This is a genomic window from Microbacterium aureliae, assembly GCF_054780155.1.
The window spans coordinates 135,275-151,208 of the sequence record NZ_BAAGWW010000001.1 but is presented as its reverse complement, the minus strand read 5'-3'; the positions used below and the strand labels follow the sequence as shown (position 1 = coordinate 151,208).

At 71.6% G+C, this 15,934-nt stretch carries 16 protein-coding genes; 12 read left to right on the top strand and 4 right to left on the bottom strand.

The genetic code is table 11. The annotated features are described in order from the left end of the window. Positions 1–4: 4 nt before the first annotated feature. The gene (locus tag ACYVF4_RS00765) at positions 5–1,339 is read right to left on the bottom strand and encodes an aminotransferase class I/II-fold pyridoxal phosphate-dependent enzyme (RefSeq protein ID WP_460718786.1); all 1,335 of its coding nucleotides are present in this window, start codon (positions 1,337–1,339) and stop codon (positions 5–7) included. A gap of 70 nt (positions 1,340–1,409) precedes the next feature. Here ACYVF4_RS00765 and pdxS point away from each other — a divergent pair, with 70 nt between their 5' ends. The 11 genes from pdxS (at position 1,410) to ACYVF4_RS00710 (ending at position 12,097) form a co-directional block, all read left to right on the top strand. Beyond that, positions 1,410–2,300, top strand: a complete 891-nt coding sequence (gene pdxS / locus ACYVF4_RS00760; RefSeq protein ID WP_460718784.1) for a pyridoxal 5'-phosphate synthase lyase subunit PdxS — start codon at positions 1,410–1,412, stop codon at positions 2,298–2,300. Between the two features lie 10 nt (positions 2,301–2,310). Beyond that, the gene (pdxT, locus tag ACYVF4_RS00755) at positions 2,311–2,937 is read left to right on the top strand and encodes a pyridoxal 5'-phosphate synthase glutaminase subunit PdxT (RefSeq protein WP_460718782.1); all 627 of its coding nucleotides are present in this window, start codon (positions 2,311–2,313) and stop codon (positions 2,935–2,937) included. Next, complete coding sequence (locus ACYVF4_RS00750; protein ID WP_460718780.1) at positions 2,934–3,455, top strand: hypothetical protein; 522 nt, start codon at positions 2,934–2,936, stop codon at positions 3,453–3,455. Before pdxT ends, ACYVF4_RS00750 begins: the two co-directional genes overlap by 4 nt. A gap of 20 nt (positions 3,456–3,475) precedes the next feature. Further along, positions 3,476–4,234, top strand: a complete 759-nt coding sequence (locus tag ACYVF4_RS00745) for a YebC/PmpR family DNA-binding transcriptional regulator (RefSeq protein ID WP_460718778.1) — start codon at positions 3,476–3,478, stop codon at positions 4,232–4,234. A 54-nt stretch (positions 4,235–4,288) separates the two neighbouring features. Next, a complete protein-coding gene (gene ruvC, locus ACYVF4_RS00740; RefSeq protein ID WP_460718776.1) occupies positions 4,289–4,864 on the top strand; it encodes a crossover junction endodeoxyribonuclease RuvC in 576 nt (191 codons plus the stop codon). A 46-nt stretch (positions 4,865–4,910) separates the two neighbouring features. Then, positions 4,911–5,531: a Holliday junction branch migration protein RuvA gene (gene ruvA / locus ACYVF4_RS00735; protein ID WP_460718774.1), complete on the top strand. Its 621-nt coding sequence runs from the start codon at positions 4,911–4,913 to the stop codon at positions 5,529–5,531. Continuing rightward, entirely contained in the window at positions 5,524–6,555 is a 1,032-nt protein-coding gene (ruvB, locus tag ACYVF4_RS00730) for a Holliday junction branch migration DNA helicase RuvB (protein WP_460718772.1), read from the top strand. The genes ruvA and ruvB overlap by 8 nt, the downstream gene beginning before the upstream one ends. Before the next feature lie 86 nt (positions 6,556–6,641). Further along, a complete protein-coding gene (locus tag ACYVF4_RS00725; RefSeq protein WP_460718770.1) occupies positions 6,642–7,046 on the top strand; it encodes a preprotein translocase subunit YajC in 405 nt (134 codons plus the stop codon). Positions 7,047–7,075: 29 nt separating this feature from the next. After that, a complete protein-coding gene (gene secD, locus ACYVF4_RS00720; protein ID WP_460718768.1) occupies positions 7,076–8,806 on the top strand; it encodes a protein translocase subunit SecD in 1,731 nt (576 codons plus the stop codon). Continuing rightward, positions 8,806–9,795 carry a protein translocase subunit SecF gene (gene secF / locus ACYVF4_RS00715; protein ID WP_460718766.1) on the top strand — a complete coding sequence of 330 codons (990 nt, stop codon included), beginning with the start codon at positions 8,806–8,808 and terminating at the stop codon, positions 9,793–9,795. The genes secD and secF overlap by 1 nt, the downstream gene beginning before the upstream one ends. Positions 9,796–9,847: 52 nt before the next feature. Further along, positions 9,848–12,097, top strand: coding sequence for a RelA/SpoT family protein (locus ACYVF4_RS00710; RefSeq protein WP_460718764.1), 2,250 nt, complete (start codon positions 9,848–9,850; stop codon positions 12,095–12,097). Here the strand turns inward: ACYVF4_RS00710 and ACYVF4_RS00705 are convergent. The 3 genes from ACYVF4_RS00705 to ACYVF4_RS00695 all read right to left on the bottom strand — a co-directional run bounded on the left by ACYVF4_RS00705 (position 12,084) and on the right by ACYVF4_RS00695 (position 14,389). Further along, positions 12,084–12,638, bottom strand: coding sequence for a type IV toxin-antitoxin system AbiEi family antitoxin (locus ACYVF4_RS00705; RefSeq protein WP_460718762.1), 555 nt, complete (start codon positions 12,636–12,638; stop codon positions 12,084–12,086). The two genes, ACYVF4_RS00710 and ACYVF4_RS00705, sit on opposite strands and share 14 nt — an antisense overlap. A gap of 71 nt (positions 12,639–12,709) precedes the next feature. Then, complete coding sequence (locus ACYVF4_RS00700; RefSeq protein ID WP_460718760.1) at positions 12,710–13,972, bottom strand: DUF349 domain-containing protein; 1,263 nt, start codon at positions 13,970–13,972, stop codon at positions 12,710–12,712. A gap of 105 nt (positions 13,973–14,077) precedes the next feature. Continuing rightward, positions 14,078–14,389, bottom strand: coding sequence for a dioxygenase (locus tag ACYVF4_RS00695; protein ID WP_460718758.1), 312 nt, complete (start codon positions 14,387–14,389; stop codon positions 14,078–14,080). 158 nt (positions 14,390–14,547) lie between these two features. Between ACYVF4_RS00695 and ACYVF4_RS00690 the strand changes: the two genes are divergently transcribed. Next, complete coding sequence (locus ACYVF4_RS00690; RefSeq protein ID WP_460720703.1) at positions 14,548–15,825, top strand: replication-associated recombination protein A; 1,278 nt, start codon at positions 14,548–14,550, stop codon at positions 15,823–15,825. Positions 15,826–15,934: the final 109 nt, after the last annotated feature.

Below are 15,934 nucleotides of genomic sequence, written 5' to 3'. Positions count from 1 at the left end.
TCGATCATGCCACGACGCCGCCGGCGGCCCGGACGGCCGCCGCCAGATCCGCCGCGAGCCGCTGCTGCCCCTCGTCGTCCAGGTCGTGGACGGTCAGCCGCACGTGCCGGGCGGCCGACTCGTCCCCCAGGACGAAGTCCTCGCCGGGTCGCGCGAGCCACCCGCGCCGCATCAGGTGGGGGACGACGTCGCGTCCGGCCACGGGAAGGGGCACCCACACGCTGAGGCCGTCCCCGGGCGCCACCTTCAGCCCCTCGGCGTGCAGGGCGCGGCAGAAGGCGGCGTTGCGCTCGGCGTAGTGATCGCCTGCGCGGCGGATGCCGGCGCGCACCGTCTCGTCCGTCAGGAGCGCGACGGCGAGCCGCTGCAGCAGATGACTCACCCAGGTGGTCCCCGGGCTCAGCCGCATCGCGAGGCGGTCGGCGGTCACCGGATCCGATGCGGTCACCGCGACGCACATGTCCGGGCCCAGGAACTTCGACACGGAGCGTACGAGCGCCCAGCGCCGGTGGCCCGGACCGATGAGGGAGTGGTGCGCCCGCGCCGAGAGCATCGAGAAGTGATCGTCCTCGATGACGAGCACGTAGGGGTGGTCGCGGAGCACGTCGCGCAGCGCTCGGGCGCGCTCGGCTGTGAGGCTCGCCCCGGTGGGGTTCTGCGCGCGCGGGGTGCACACCACCGCGCGCACGCCCGCCTCGAGCGCGGCGCGCAGCCCGGTCACCGTCATGCCCTCGTCGTCGACCGCCACGGCGACGGCGCGGTAGCCGCCCTGCCGCACGATGTTCTTGCTCGTCAGGAAGCACGGGTCCTCGAGGGCGACGGCGTCATCGCGGGTGAGGGACTGGGCGAGCAGCCGCTCGATGGCATCGGATGCCCCGCTGGTGACGGTGAGCCGCAGCTCCAGCGCCGGATCCACCGACTCCCGCATCCACGCATCGGCCCAGCCCTCCAGCGCCGCGTCGATGACGGGCTCGCCGTAGAGCACGGGCCGGCCGGCCATGCCCGACAGGGCCGGCCAGGGGTCGGGGATGAGGGCCGGATCGGGGTTGCCGGTGCCGACGTCGCGCAGCACGGTGTCCGCCGCGTAGCCCTCCTGGGCGATCGGATCCGGGTCCGCGATGCGCGTGCCTCCTCGTCCGCGTGAGCGCACGAGACCGGCCTGCGCGAGCTGCCGGTACGCGGCCACGACGGTGTTGCGGTTGACGCCGAGCCGGTGGGCGAGGTCGCGGACCGAGGGCAGCAGCTCGCCCGGGCGCAGGAGGCCCCGGTCGCTGAGTTCGCGCACGCTCTCGGCGATCTCGATCGCCGACGAGCCCGAGATCTCGGCGTGTGTCGTCATCGTGCCCTCCCGGCCACAGTCTATGTACCAGGCATGCTATCTTTTGGCATAGGTCAAACAAGGAGTAGTCATGTCCGCACCCGCCACCGGTTCCTCCCGCGTCAAGCGCGGCCTCGCCGAGATGCTGAAGGGCGGCGTCATCATGGACGTCGTCACCCCCGAGCAGGCCAGGATCGCCGAGGACGCCGGCGCGGTCGCGGTCATGGCGCTCGAGCGCGTGCCGGCGGACATCCGCGCGCAGGGCGGCGTCTCGCGGATGAGCGACCCCGACATGATCGACGGCATCATCGAGGCCGTCTCGATCCCGGTGATGGCCAAGGCGCGCATCGGGCACTTCGTCGAGGCGCAGGTGCTGCAGCAGCTCGGCGTGGACTACATCGACGAGTCCGAGGTGCTGTCGCCGGCCGACTACGTCAACCACATCGACAAGTGGGGCTTCACCGTCCCCTTCGTCTGCGGGGCGACCAATCTGGGCGAAGCGCTGCGCCGCATCAACGAGGGCGCCGCGATGATCCGCTCCAAGGGCGAGGCCGGCACCGGCGACGTCTCCGAGGCCACCAAGCACATCCGCAAGATCACCGGCGAGATCAACGTCCTGCGCTCGATGACCAAGGACGAGCTGTACGTCGCGGCCAAGGAGCTGCAGGCGCCGTACGAGCTCGTCGCCGAGGTCGCCGAGACCGGCAAGCTCCCCGTCGTCCTCTTCGTCGCCGGCGGCGTCGCCACCCCGGCGGACGCGGCGATGATGATGCAGATGGGCGCCGACGGCGTGTTCGTCGGATCCGGCATCTTCAAGTCGGGCAACCCCGCCGAGCGGGCCGCCGCGATCGTGAAGGCGACCACGTTCTACGACGACCCCAAGGTCATCGCGGACGTCTCGCGCGGCCTCGGCGAGGCCATGGTCGGCATCAACGTCGCCGACCTGCCCGCCCCGCATCGCCTGGCCGAGCGCGGCTGGTGACCTGGCGCCGATGACCGCCAGACCCCGCATCGGCGTCCTCGCCCTCCAGGGGGACGTGCGCGAGCACCTTCGCGTCCTCGACCACCTGGGGGCGGATGCCGTCACGGTGCGCCGCCCCGACGAGCTCGCGGCCGTCCGCGGGCTGGTGATCCCGGGCGGCGAGTCGAGCGTCATCGACAAGCTCGCGCGCGCGTTCGGGATGCAGCAGCCCATCCGGGCGGCGATCTCGGCCGGGATGCCGGTCTACGGCACATGCGCCGGCATGATCCTCCTCGCCGATCGCATCCTCGACGGCATCGAGGGCCAGCAGACCTTCGGCGGGCTGGACGTGACGGTCCGCCGCAACGCCTTCGGCAGCCAGGTCGACTCGTTCGAGACCGACCTGCGGGTCGAGGTGCTCGGCGACCCGCCGGTGCACGCGGCCTTCATCCGGGCTCCGCTGGTGGTCGACACCGGCGAGGGGGTCGAGCCGATCGCCCGCCTCGACGACGGCCGCATCGTGGCGGTGCGCCAGGGGCCCCTGCTGGCCACGGCGTTCCACCCCGAGGTGACCGGCGAGCACCGCTTCCACGGGCTCCTGCTCGCGGCGGTGCGCGACGCCTCAACGACGGGGCCGACCGCTAGGTTGCATACATGACGATCAACGACTGGTGGCGTGATCGGCCCGAGGAGCGGTACTGGATGATCGCGCCCTCGCGCGGCGTCGTCGGCGAGGCTCTGATCGCGCCGCAGGCGGGATCGGAGCGACGCTTCGAGTGGTCCCACGAGCTCGTGGCGATGACCCGGCCGGGCGACACCCTCTTCGTGTGGGACCGCACCCTTCCGGTCCCCGGGATCGGCGCGTGGGGCCGCATCCTCGGGCCGCTCGGCGATGAGGAGCGGGAGCGCCATGGCGCCCGCATCCCTCATTGGCGGATGCCGGTGAGCGACACCCTGCGCCTGGCGTCGCCGATCACCCTGCCGGCGCTGCGCCGCATCGGCTCGGAGATCACCGCGATCCGTGACGACATCGAGGCTCAGACGGACGGCCCCGTGTATTTCCCCTTCATCGGCGGCGCCGACACCCTGGCACCGGCGCCCGCGTACATCGCGAAGATCCCGCGCGACCTGGTGGCGCTCCTGGCCGCCCGCTTCGGCTTCGAATTCGCCCTCTGAGCCCATTTAGACTGGAGCCCATGTCCGGCCACTCCAAGTGGGCGACGACCAAGCACAAGAAGGCCGTCATCGACGCGCGCCGTGCCAAGTCGTTCGCCAAGCTCATCAAGAACATCGAGGTCGCCGCGAAGCTCGGCGGTGCCGACCTCGCAGGCAACCCGACCCTCTACGACGCCGTCCAGAAGGCGAAGAAGACGTCGGTCCCCAACGACAACATCGATCGCGCCATCAAGCGCGGCGCGGGGGTCTCGGGCGACGCGGTCGAGTACCAGACGATCATGTACGAGGGATACGGCCCCAACGGGGTCGCCCTGATGATCGAGTGCCTCACGGACAACAAGAACCGCGCCGCGGCCGAGGTGCGCACGGCGCTCTCGCGCAACGGCGGCACGCTGGCCGACCCCGGCAGCGTCGCCTACAACTTCACCCGCAAGGGCGTCATCGTCGTGTCGGGCGAGGGGACCAGCGAGGACGACGTGATGCTCGCCGTCCTCGAAGCGGGCGCTGAAGAGGTGGAACCCCACGCGCAGGGCTTCGAGGTCATCACCGAGGCGGGCGACCTCGTGACCGTCCGCACGGCGCTGCAGGACGCCGGCATCGACTACGAGTCCGCCGACGTGGAGTTCGTCCCGAACCTCAAGGTCGAGGTCGACGCCGAGACGGCCCGCAAGGTGTTCCGCCTCATCGACGCGCTCGAGGACAGCGACGACGTGCAGAACGTCTTCAGCAACTTCGACCTGACCCCCGAGGTCCAGGCCGAGCTCGAGGCCGACGACTAGCAGCCCCGGGCGCGCCTGACGGGCGGTGTCCCGGCGGACGCCTACGGTGGTCGGGTGGACAGGTCAGCAGCCCGCGGCGCCCGGCGCGTGCTCGGCGTCGACCCCGGGCTCACGCGCTGCGGGGTCGGCGTGGTCGACGTCCTGCCGGACCGCTCGGCGACCCTCGTCCATGTCGGGGTCGTCCGATCGGCTCCCGACGCGCCGATCGAGGAGCGGCTCGCGGCGATCGCGCGCGGCATCCGCGCCGTCATCGACGAGCACGAGCCGCACGTCGTCGCCGTGGAGCGGGTTTTCTCGCAGCACAACCGGCACTCGGTGATGGGCACGGCCCAGGCCAGCGGCGTGGCACTGCTGATCGCGGGGGAGCGGGGCCTTCCGGCGGCCACGCACACCCCGACCGAGATCAAGGCCGCGGTGACCGGCTACGGCGCGGCGGACAAGCGCCAGGTTCAGGCGATGATCGCGCGCATCCTGCGGCTGGACGCCCCGCCGACACCCGCCGACGCCGCGGACGCGCTGGCTCTCGCCCTGTGCCACGCCTGGCAGCCCGCGCGCTCCGCGGCGGGCGCGTCGGCGCTGACGCCGGCACAGCGCGCGTGGGCCCTCGCCGAGCGCGCGTCCCGCCGCTGAGCGTGTCGCTCGAACAAACCTGCGAAACCCCGTCTAGGCTCGCCTCATGATCTCGTCCGTCCGGGGGACCGTCATCCACATCGAGGACGAGTCGGTCGTCGTCGAGGTCGGCGGCGTCGGCCTCGCCGTCGCCGTCACGCCGCAGCAGTCACGGTCGCTCGCGGTGGGCCACACCGCGATGCTCCACACCACGCTCATCGTCCGCGAGGACGTGCTCGCGCTGTACGGGTTCGCCTCGCGCGACGAGCTCGCCGCCTTCACGCTGCTACTCGGCGTCACCGGCGTCGGGCCGAAGTCCGCTCTGGGCGTGCTGTCCTCGCTGACGGTGGCCCAGATCGCCGACGCGGTCGCCGACGACGACGACGCGCCGTTCCGCCGCGTGTCGGGGATCGGCCCGAAGACGGCCAAGCTCATCGTCGTGCAGCTGGCGGGCAAGCTGGCCGCTCCGGCGGGCACGCGTCCGGCCCCCGCCGCGCGAGCCGCCGACGTCTCGGCGCAGGTCGTGGTCGCGCTCGCGGGGCTGGGCTGGTCCGAGCGGGTAGCCGCCGACGCCGTCGCAGGCGTCGTCGCGGACGCGTCCGACGCCGACCTCGCCTCGGTGCCCGCGCTGCTGCGTCGCACGCTGGCGGTGCTCGGCCCCGCCCGGAAGGAGACCGTGAATGGATGACGTGCGAGACGTCGCCGCCGAGTCCACCGACGACGCCGAGCTCGCGATCGAGGGCGCCCTGCGGCCGTCCTCGCTGTCGGAGTTCGTCGGCCAGCAGAAGGTCCGCGGTCAGCTCCAGCTGCTGCTGGACGCCGCGCGCCTGCAGCAGCGGCCTGCCGACCACATCCTGCTCTCGGGCCCCCCAGGCCTGGGCAAGACGACTCTCGCGATGATCGTCGCCCACGAGAGCGAGCGGCCCCTGCGGCTCTCGAGCGGCCCGGCCATCCAGCACGCCGGCGACCTCGCGGCCCTGCTGTCCAGCCTCACGCCCGGCGAGGTCCTCTTCATCGACGAGGTCCACCGCATGGCCCGCTCCGCCGAAGAGATGCTGTACCTGGCGATGGAGGACTTCCGCATCGACATCATGGTGGGCAAGGGCGCCGGTGCCACCAGCATCCCGCTGGATCTGGCGCCGTTCACGCTGGTGGGGGCGACCACCCGGTCGGGCCTGCTGCCCAACCCGCTGCGGGACCGCTTCGGATTCACCGCGCACCTGGAGTACTACGAGCCCGCCGAGCTCGAGCGGGTCATCGAGCGCTCCGCGATCATGCTCGGAGTGGGCATCCCCCCGGCGGCGCGCGCCGAGATCGCGCGCCGGTCCCGCGGGACGCCGCGCATCGCGAACAGGCTGCTGCGCCGCGTGCGCGACTACACGATCGTGCACGGCGACGGGAGGGATGCCGACCACGCCACCGTCGACGCCGCCCTGGACCTCTACGATGTCGACGCGATCGGCCTGGACCGCCTGGACCGCGCCGTGCTCGACGCGCTCATCCGCCGGTTCCGCGGGGGTCCCGTGGGCCTGTCCACGCTCGCGGTGACGGTGGGCGAGGAGGCCGAGACGATCGAATCCGTCGTCGAGCCCTACCTCGTGCGCATCGGATTCATGGGGCGCACGCCGCGGGGCCGAGTGGCCACTCCCGAGGCCTATCGCCACCTCGGCGTGCCCTCGCCGGAATCGATGCTCGACATCGATGACCTATAATCGCTGAGGGCTTCGGCCCGCCCCCTTCTCCTGCACAGGCAGTGCCGCTCTGGCGCGAGCCGGAACCGAAAGGCGCCCCCTTCTCCATGAGCTTCGCCGACTTCTTCGCCAACTACGGCCTCATCCTGTTGCTCGCCGTCCTCCTGGTCTTCATGTTCTGGAGCTCGCGCCGGCGGATGCAGAAGCAGAAGCTCGAGCAGGAGGAGCGCGCACGCCAGACGGTCCCCGGCGCCGAGGTCCTGCTGCAGGGCGGTCTCTACGGCACGATCGTTTCGTACGACGCCGACAACCTGGACCAGCCCGCCATCGTCGAGATCGCGCCCGGAGTGGACATCAAGGTCCACAGCCAGGCCATCCTGCGCATCGTGTCGCCGTCGGAGCCGGTCGCCGACGCCGACGTCGCCCCGGCGGAGCCCGCCGGCACCGACTTGACCGACGGCAGCGGCACCATCGAGCCCGACACCGACGCGGACCGCAAGCCCAACGTCTGAGCGCCCTCGGGCACGGAAAGAGCTGACTCGTGGCGACACCCACCCCTGTCCGGCATGCCTGGCGCGCCCTGACCGGCCTCGTGGCCGTCACCGCGGTGCTGTTCGGCATCAACGCCCTCGGCGTCCACGTCTTCCAGCAGAGCTCGTGGACTCCCGAGCTGGCCCTGGACTTGCAGGGCGGCACGCAGATCATCCTGCAGGCCCAGACCGAGGACGGCGCCGCGCCCTCTGCGGAGCAGATGAACCAGGCGGTCACGATCATCCGCCAGCGCGTGGACGCGTCGGGCGTGGGCGAGGCCGACGTCACCACGGAGGGCGGCAACAACGTCGTCGTCCAGATCCCCGGCCAGGCCGATGAGCAGACTCGTCAGCGCATCGAGGCCTCGGCCCAGCTGCAGCTGCGCGCGGTCCTGCTGGCGGGTGAGCCCGCCAACACGTTCGTCGGCGAGGACGGCAACGCCACGCCCTATCCGACACCCGCCGAGACGCTGTCGGCGACGCCCACGGCCGCGCCCACCAACGGCAGCGACCCGTCGTGGATCACCGAGCGGCTGTCGGCGGAGTTCCTCGCGTACGACTGCGCGGACCCCGCCAACGACCCCGCCTCGGCGCCCACCGACGAGCCGCTGATCACGTGCGACGCCGACGGCACCGTGAAGTACATCCTCGGACCGGTCGAGCTGGACGGCTCGTCGATCAACGACGCCACGTTCGGCCTGCAGCAGACCAACGGCCTGTGGGCGGTCAACCTCGTCTTCGACGGCGAGGGCACGCAGACCTTCGGCGAGATCAGCCAGCGCCTGTACGGGGCCCAGCCGCCGCTGAACCAGTTCGCGTTCGTGCTCGACGGCTCGGTGCTGTCGGCGCCGTCGATGAACGGCGTGATCCTGGACGGCAAGCCCAGCATCACCGGCAGCTTCACGCAGGAGACCGCGAAGGTCCTCGCTGACCAGCTCAAGTACGGCGCCCTGCCGCTGAGCTTCACCGTCGAGAGCTCCAACTCCATCTCGGCCACCCTCGGTTCCCAGCAGCTGCAGATCGGCCTCATCGCGGGTCTCATCGGCCTGGCGCTGGTGGCGCTGTACTCGCTCGTGGTCTACCGCGCGCTCGGCTTCATCATCATCGCCTCGCTGGCGGTGATGGCCGTCCTCACCTACGTCACCCTCTGCATCCTGGCCTGGCGCATGGGCTTCCGCCTGTCGCTGGCCGGTGTCGCGGGCCTCATCGTGACGATCGGCTTCACGGCGGACTCCTTCATCGTCTACTTCGAGCGCATCCGCGACGAGCTCCGCGACGGCAAGTCGATCACGAGCGCCGTCGAGGACGGCTGGGGACGCGCCAAGCGCACGATCTACATCTCGAAGTCGATCAACGTCCTCGCGGCGATCGTGCTGTACATCCTCGCCGACTCGACCGTGAAGGGCTTCGCGTTCACGCTCGGGCTCACCACGGCGATCGACGTCCTCATCTTCATCCTGTTCACCCACCCCGTGCTCCAGCTGCTGGCCCGCACGCGCTTCTTCGGATCGGGCCACCCGCTGTCCGGCATGGACCCGGCCGCCCTGGGCGCGGTGTACCGCGGACGCGCGCAGTTCCGCGCACCCGTGGCCGCCACGGCGACCACGCCCTCGGGCCGTCGCGCGTCGAAGTCGCGCGGCGAGGCGGTGCGCCGGCAGACCATCGCCGAGCGCAAGCAGGCCGAACTGGCGGCGGCAGACGGCGGCAAGAAGCGCACGAACGACACCGAGGGGGACCGCTGATGCGCTCCATGAGCCAGTTCGGCAACGACCTCTACACCGGTCGCACGTCCATCCCGTTCGTCGGCAAGCGGCGACTGTGGTTCATCATCGCGGCGATCCTGGTGATCGGGTCCGCCCTCGTGCCGCTGGTGCGGCCGATCCAGTTCTCGATCGAGTTCACCGGCGGCTCGCAGTTCACCGTCAGCGGCGTGGCCGAGGCAGACCAGGCGGTGGCCACCGACGCCGTCCGCACGGTCGTCCCGGGCGCCACGACCAAGGTCGTCACGGTCGGCGAGGACACCATCCGCGTGCAGACCGATCAGATGACGGATGCCGAGAGCCGTGAGGTCACCGCGGCCCTCGCCGACGCCTACCAGGTGCCCGGCGACGAGGTCAGCTACTCCTTCATCGGCCCCAGCTGGGGAGCCGACGTCACCCGGCAGTCGCTGTGGGGCCTGGCGATCTTCCTCGCCCTGACCTTCCTGATCCTGGCGCTGTACTTCCGCACGGTGAAGATGTCGATCGCCGCGATCATCGGCCTGGTGGACGTGCTCGTCATCACGGTCGGCATCTACGCGCTGTTCGGCTTCGAGATCTCGCCGGCGGCCGTGATCGGCTTCCTGACGATCCTCTCGTACGCGCTCTACGACACCACCGTGGTGTTCGACAAGATCCGCGAGAACACCAGCGAGGACGGCGAAGTCTCCGGCCGCACGTTCGGCGAATCGGTGAACCTCGGCGTCAACCAGACCCTGGTCCGCTCGATCAACACCACGGTCGTCGCCGTGCTTCCCACCGGGGCGATCCTGTTCATCGGCGCGCTGTGGCTGGGCGCGCAGACGCTCACCGACATCTCGCTGTCGATCTTCGTCGGGACGATCGTCGCGGCGTACTCGACGATCTTCGTCGCCGCGCCGCTGTACTCGCTGCTGCGCGAGAACGAGCCGGGCATGAAGACACGCGACGAGCGCGTGCTGGCGGCGCGGGAGCTGGCGGGTCAGCCGGTCTGATCCGCCGCGCCCGCGGGCGTAGGATTGTCCGACCGCCCGGAGGGAGAACCGCATGGCCGAGACCGTTCCTCCGGCACCGTCGTCGCTGCGGCGGCTGGTCCCGAGGATCTTCTCCCGTGCGGCGCGCCGCGACGATGTGGAGAAGCTCCTGCGGACGGTGCGCACGCACCATCCCAGGGGCGATCTGACGATCATCGAGCGCGCCTATGCGGTCGCCGACCGCGCGCATGCCGGGCAGAGCCGGCAGAGCGGCGAGCCGTACATCACGCACCCGCTCGCCGTCGCCCAGATCCTCGCCGACCTGGGGCTCGGTCCGAAGGCCATCGCCGCCGCGCTCCTGCACGACACCGTCGAGGACACCGGGTACGGTCTGGACACCCTCACCGCGGAGTTCGGCGACGAAGTCGCGATGCTCGTGGACGGCGTCACCAAGCTAGACAAGGTCAAGTACGGCGAGAGCGCGCAGGCCGAGACGGTCCGCAAGATGATCGTGGCGATGTCCAAGGACATCCGGGTGCTGCTGATCAAGCTCGCCGACCGGCTGCACAACGCCCGCACGTGGGGATTCGTCCCGCCCGAGAAGGCGGCGAAGAAGGCGACCGAGACACTCGAGATCTACGCGCCGCTGGCCCACCGCCTCGGCATCCAGACAATCAAGTCCGAGCTCGAGGACCTCTCGTTCGCGGTGCTGCACCCCAAGCTCTACGCCGAGATCGAGAGCCTGGTCAGGCAGCGCACGCCGCAGCGCGAGCAGTACGTCCAGAAGGTCATCGACGCGGTCGACGCCGATCTGCGGGATCTGCGCATCCGAGGCCGCGTGATGGGGCGCCCGAAGCAGCTGTACTCGGTGTACCAGAAGATGATCGTCCGCGGTCGCGAGTTCGACGACATCTACGACCTCATCGGCATCCGGATCCTCGTGGGCAGCGTCCGGGACTGCTATGCGGTGCTCGGCGCCATCCACGCCCGGTGGACGCCGCTGCCCGGCCGCTTCAAGGACTACATCGCCACGCCGAAGTTCAACCTCTACCAGTCGCTGCACACCACGGTGATCGGCCCGGGCGGCCGCACCGTCGAGATCCAGATCCGCACGCACGAGATGCATCAGCAGGCGGAGTTCGGTGTCGCGGCTCACTGGAAGTACAAGGAGCAGATCGCCGGCGGCGGCCGCTCGGACGCCAAGGCCCTGGACGCGGACATGGCCTGGCTCGCCCACATCTCGGACTGGCAGGCCGAGACCGCCGACCCGGGGGAGTTCCTGGACTCCCTGCGCTTCGAGATCGGCGCGAAAGAGGTCTACGTCTTCACGCCGAAGGGCCGCGTGATCGGCCTGCCGGCGGGCGCCACGCCGGTCGACTTCGCCTACGCGGTGCATACCGAGGTCGGCCATCGCACGATGGGGTCCAAGGTCAACGGCCGCCTGGTGCCGCTGGAGACCGAGCTCAAGAGCGGCGACGTGGTCGAGGTCCTCACGTCCAAGAACCCGGACGCCGGCCCCAGCCAGGACTGGCTGAGCTTCGTGAAGTCGACGCGGGCGCGGTCGAAGATCCGCGGCTGGTTCACCAAGGAGCGCCGCGAGGACGCCATCGAGCAGGGCAAGGAGGCCATCGCCCGCGCGATGCGCCGGCAGAACCTGCCGCTGCAGCGCCTGATGAGCCAGGACTCGTTCACCGAGGTCGCGCAGCAGCTGCGCTACGAGGACGTCTCGGCTCTGTACGCCGCCGTGGGCGAGGGTCACGTCTCGACGCAGTCGGTCATCGAGAAGGTGACCGCCCTCGTCAGCGCGAGCGACACCTCGACCGGCCCGATCGACCTGCCACACGTGGGACGCAGCCGCGCCCCGCGCGGGGGCGATTCGGGGGTGCTGGTGCGCGGCGCGCCGGACATCCTGGTGAAGCTGGCCAAGTGCTGCACGCCCGTCCCCGGTGATCAGATCATCGGCTTCGTCACGCGCGGCAGCGGCGTCTCGGTGCACCGGGCGGACTGCACCAACGTCGCCGCGCTCATGCAGGACCCCGAGCGCCTGATCGACGTGGAGTGGGCGCCGACGAGCAAGAGCGTCTTCCTGGTGCAGATCCAGGTCGAGGCGCTGGACCGGTCGGGGCTGCTCAGCGACGTCACCCGGGTCCTCAGCGAGCACCACGTGAACATCCTGTCGGCCAACGTCGCGACCTCGAACGACCGCCTGGCCATCAGCCGCTTCGTGTTCGAGATGGGCGACATCGTGCACCTGGACCGCGTGCTCAACGCCGTGCGGCGCATCGACGCGGTGTACGACGTCTACCGCGTCACCTCGTCCTGACCGCGCCGGCCGCGCAGGACTCCAGCAGCGCGATCGCGGCGCGCTTGCGGGGGAGCCTGCCGGCCGAGGCGAACCACCTGAGCGCCTCGGCGACCACCGCGGGAAGGCGGGCCGCCATCGTGCGCGCCGCGCGCAGCTCGTCGTCGCCGGACTGGCGGGCGAGGTCGGCCAGCGTTCGGGCGGGCGTGGTGACCTGGACGCCGCCCATCCGGACCAGGTCCTCGGCCGGGACGACGGGGTCCCGGTACACGAAGCGCCGACCGATGACGTGGTGCAGCCGGCGCGCGGCGGCCCGCTGAACGGTGTGCCGCGGCGGCGGATGGTCCAGCGCCCCGTGGATCCAGGCGGCCGTCAGGTGCGAGGCGGCGAGGTCGTCGCCCACGATGCGGTGCAGCGACGCGGCGCGCAGCGCGGCCGTCTCGACGGCATCCGCGGGGATGAAGGCGTCGCCGAGCTCGACGACGTGGCCGTCGAGGCGGGCTGCGGACAGCTCGGCCGCCGACAGCCGGTCATCGACGTGGTAGACGAAGATCGAGCGCATGGCGGCAGTGTGCCGCATCGGCGCCGCCGTCCGATGCGGACGGCGGCGGCCTGTGGACAACTCGCCGCGGATCAGCCGCCGAGGGCGCGAAGCCAGGCGCGGCGCGCTTCGAGGGCCTCGGATGCCGCGGCGATCGCCTTCTGGTCCTTCGTGGCGCGGGCCTGCTCGAGCTCCTGCTCGAGCTTGTCGATCGCGTCGGTGAGCTGACGCGTCATGTCGTTGGCGCGCGCCTTCGTCTCGGGATCGTTGCGCTTCCAGTCCGCTTCCTCACGGGAGCGTAGGCCGTTCTCGATCTTGCGCAGGTCGTCATCGAGCGCTCGCTCCACCTCTCGCGGGTGCACGCGACCGAGGTCGTCCCAGCGGCGCTGGATGCCGGTGAGCAGGGCACGCGCCTTCGCGAGGTCGCGCTCGTCGGCGACCGCCTGCGCCTCGGCGAGCAGCTCGCGCCGAGCGGCGATCTTCTCGCGGGACGCCTCGACCTCGGCGGCCTCGCGGACGCCACGAGCCTCGTACAGCGCGTCGCCGGCGGCCTTGAAACGAGCCCACAGCGCGTCGTCGGCCTTCTTGCCGGCCCGCCCGGCGGACTTCCACTCGTCCAGCAGATCCCGGTAAGCGCCGATGCCGTCCTCGCCCCGCGGCGCCAGCGCCTCGGCGCGCTCCACGAGCCGGGCTTTGCGATCGCGGACCGCCTTGTGCGCCTCGTCGAGCCCGGCGAAGAACTCGCGGCGGTGGCGGTCCACCGTGCCGCGCGCGTCGCGGAACCGCTTCCACAACTGCTGCCCGGTCGCGCGGGGCAGGCGCGGCCCGTTCTGCTGGTGGTGCTGCCAGCGCTCGAAGAGCTCGCTCATCTCGGCCGACGCCTGCTTCCACTGCACCGACTTCGGATCGCGGGCGGCCAGCGCCTCGGCCTTCTCGACGATCTCGGTGCGCTCCCGCACGGCGTCCTCGACGGCCTCCTTGGCCTCGCGAGCCTCGGTCTGACTGGCCTCGTCCAGGGTGGAGTGCAGCGCGTCGACGCGGGAGCGAAGCGACGCGAGGTCGCCCACCGCCGCGGCATCCGTCAGCTTGTCGGACACCGCCCGGGCGGCCTTGCGCAGGTCCGCGGCGGATGCGCCGCCCCGGCGATGCCGGACCTCGAGCAGGGTCACCTCGCCGGCGAGGTCGGCGAACTTGCGCTCGAAGTAGGCCAGCGCCTCCGCCGGCGTGCCGTCGGGGAACTGGCCGACCACCCGCCATTCGCCCGCTTCTCGCACCGACACGGTGCCGTCGTCGTCGACGCGGCCCCAGGGCTCGTCGGTGGCGGTCTCGGGAGTGGTCTCTGCGTCGGCAGTCACGGTTAGCACCTCATCGCGGCCGGCGCCGCCTGTGGGGGGATGGACGGGCCCAGCCTAGTACGGCCTCGACGCGGTCTCGTGGGGTCCGGCCGCGGGCTCTCGGTCTCAGGGTGTGGGCGCGGGGGACGCGGACGGGTCGGGCGCGGGCGTCTCGGCGGGCGTCTCGCCCGGCGTCGGTGCGATCGTGCGGATCGGCGTCGAGGTCGGCGTCGGCTCCGGCGCGCCCGGGCCCGCGGTGAAGTAGACCGTCTGCGCGGCGGCGATCCCGAGGATCAGCAGGCCGCCGGCGACACCGGCCACGATGTTGTCGCGCGTACGACGCCGAGCGCGCGTCTCGTGGAAGGCCCGGCGCGCCTGGTACAGCCGAGCGCGGTCGCGGACCGCCCTGGACGCGCGATCCCTGCCTGCCTTCGCCACGCGAAACCTCCTGCATCCGGGGCCGTCCCGGGCGGTGACGATCCTAGGGCCGGGCCCGAGGGACCGGCAAACCGCCGGTCGTCCGCGGCGGGAGCTAGCCTGATCCGGTGACGACATCCAGCGCGCTGTTCTCGGGGCAGACCCCGCTCGCGGTGCGCATGCGGCCGACGTCGCTGGACGAGGTCGCCGGGCAGTCGCATCTGCTGCGGCGCGGCTCGCCGCTGGTCTCGCTCGCTGATCCGGACGCCCGCACGACCGCCACCTCGGTCATCCTGTGGGGACCGCCGGGGACGGGCAAGACGACGCTCGCGCAGGCGATCGCGCGTTCGAGCGGGCGCCGCTTCGTCGAACTCTCCGCCATCACGGCCGGTGTGCGCGACGTCCGCGAGGTCATGCAGGAGGCCCTCACCCAGCGCGACCTCTACGGCCAGTCGACCATCCTCTTCCTCGACGAGATCCACCGGTTCACCAAGGCGCAGCAGGACGCGCTGCTGCCCGGCGTCGAGAACGGCTGGGTCGTGCTGATCGCCGCCACCACCGAGAACCCGTCGTTCTCGGTGATCGCGCCACTGCTGTCCCGCTCGCTCCTGCTGACCCTGCGCCCGCTCACCGACGACGATCTCGGGCTGCTCGTCGATCGTGCCGTGGCCGATCCTCGCGGGCTCGCCGGCGCGGTCGAGCTCGCCGGCGAGGCGCGGGACGCGCTGGTGCGGCTGGCGTCGGGTGACGCGCGGCGGGCGCTGACCGCGCTCGAGGCGGCCGCGACGCTCGCCCCGGTGCCGGACGACGGCGCCGCCCCCCGGATCGAGGCCGACCACGTCGCCCAGGCGGTGGACCGGGCGCTCCTGCGCTACGACCGCCAGGGGGACGAGCACTACGACGTCATCAGCGCCTTCATCAAGTCCATCCGCGGTTCCGACCCGGACGCGGCCCTGCACTACCTCGCGCGCATGATCGAAGCGGGGGAGGACCCGCGGTTCATCGCGCGGCGGCTGATCATCTCGGCCGCCGAGGACATCGGGCTCGCCGACCCGCACGGGCTGGTCCTGGCCGTGGCCGCCGCCGACGCCGTGCAGCTGATCGGGATGCCGGAGGGGCGGATTCCGCTCGCCGAGGCGACCGCGTACCTGGCCACCACCGCGAAGTCGAACGCCGCGTACCTCGCCATCGACGCGGCCATCGCCGACGTCCGCGCGGGCGGTTTCGGCCGGGTCCCCGCACACCTTCGGGACGCGCACTACCCCGGAGCCAAGCGGCTCGGGCACGGCAAGGGCTACGTGTACCCGCACGACAGCGAGGTGGGGGTGGCGCGTCAGCAGTATCTTCCCGACGAGCTGCGCGGGCGCCGCTACTACCAGCCCACGGCCCGCGGCGCGGAGCGCGACGTGCAGGCGCGGCTCGAGAAGATCCGGCGCCTGCTGGACCCCCCGGGCTGATCCAAGGCGTCTGATAGCATGGATCGGCTCGAAACCGTGTTTTCGGGCATCCCCCTTCTTCTTCACCTACCGATCGGTGCCGCCCCGGCGTGCGGCCCGGCGGGCGACG

Excerpts from the sequence above, each read along its gene's own strand:
- ACYVF4_RS00765 (WP_460718786.1), bottom strand. The coding sequence starts at position 1,339 with ATGACGACACACGCCGAGATCTCGGGCTCGTCGGCGATCGAGATCGCC.
- pdxS (WP_460718784.1), top strand. The coding sequence starts at position 1,410 with ATGTCCGCACCCGCCACCGGTTCCTCCCGCGTCAAGCGCGGCCTCGCC.
- pdxT (WP_460718782.1), top strand. The coding sequence starts at position 2,311 with ATGACCGCCAGACCCCGCATCGGCGTCCTCGCCCTCCAGGGGGACGTG.
- ACYVF4_RS00750 (WP_460718780.1), top strand. The coding sequence starts at position 2,934 with ATGACGATCAACGACTGGTGGCGTGATCGGCCCGAGGAGCGGTACTGG.
- ACYVF4_RS00745 (WP_460718778.1), top strand. The coding sequence starts at position 3,476 with ATGTCCGGCCACTCCAAGTGGGCGACGACCAAGCACAAGAAGGCCGTC.
- ruvA (WP_460718774.1), top strand. The coding sequence starts at position 4,911 with ATGATCTCGTCCGTCCGGGGGACCGTCATCCACATCGAGGACGAGTCG.
- ruvB (WP_460718772.1), top strand. The coding sequence starts at position 5,524 with ATGGATGACGTGCGAGACGTCGCCGCCGAGTCCACCGACGACGCCGAG.
- ACYVF4_RS00725 (WP_460718770.1), top strand. The coding sequence starts at position 6,642 with ATGAGCTTCGCCGACTTCTTCGCCAACTACGGCCTCATCCTGTTGCTC.
- secF (WP_460718766.1), top strand. The coding sequence starts at position 8,806 with ATGCGCTCCATGAGCCAGTTCGGCAACGACCTCTACACCGGTCGCACG.
- ACYVF4_RS00710 (WP_460718764.1), top strand. The coding sequence starts at position 9,848 with ATGGCCGAGACCGTTCCTCCGGCACCGTCGTCGCTGCGGCGGCTGGTC.
- ACYVF4_RS00705 (WP_460718762.1), bottom strand. The coding sequence starts at position 12,638 with ATGCGCTCGATCTTCGTCTACCACGTCGATGACCGGCTGTCGGCGGCC.
- ACYVF4_RS00690 (WP_460720703.1), top strand. The coding sequence starts at position 14,548 with ATGCGGCCGACGTCGCTGGACGAGGTCGCCGGGCAGTCGCATCTGCTG.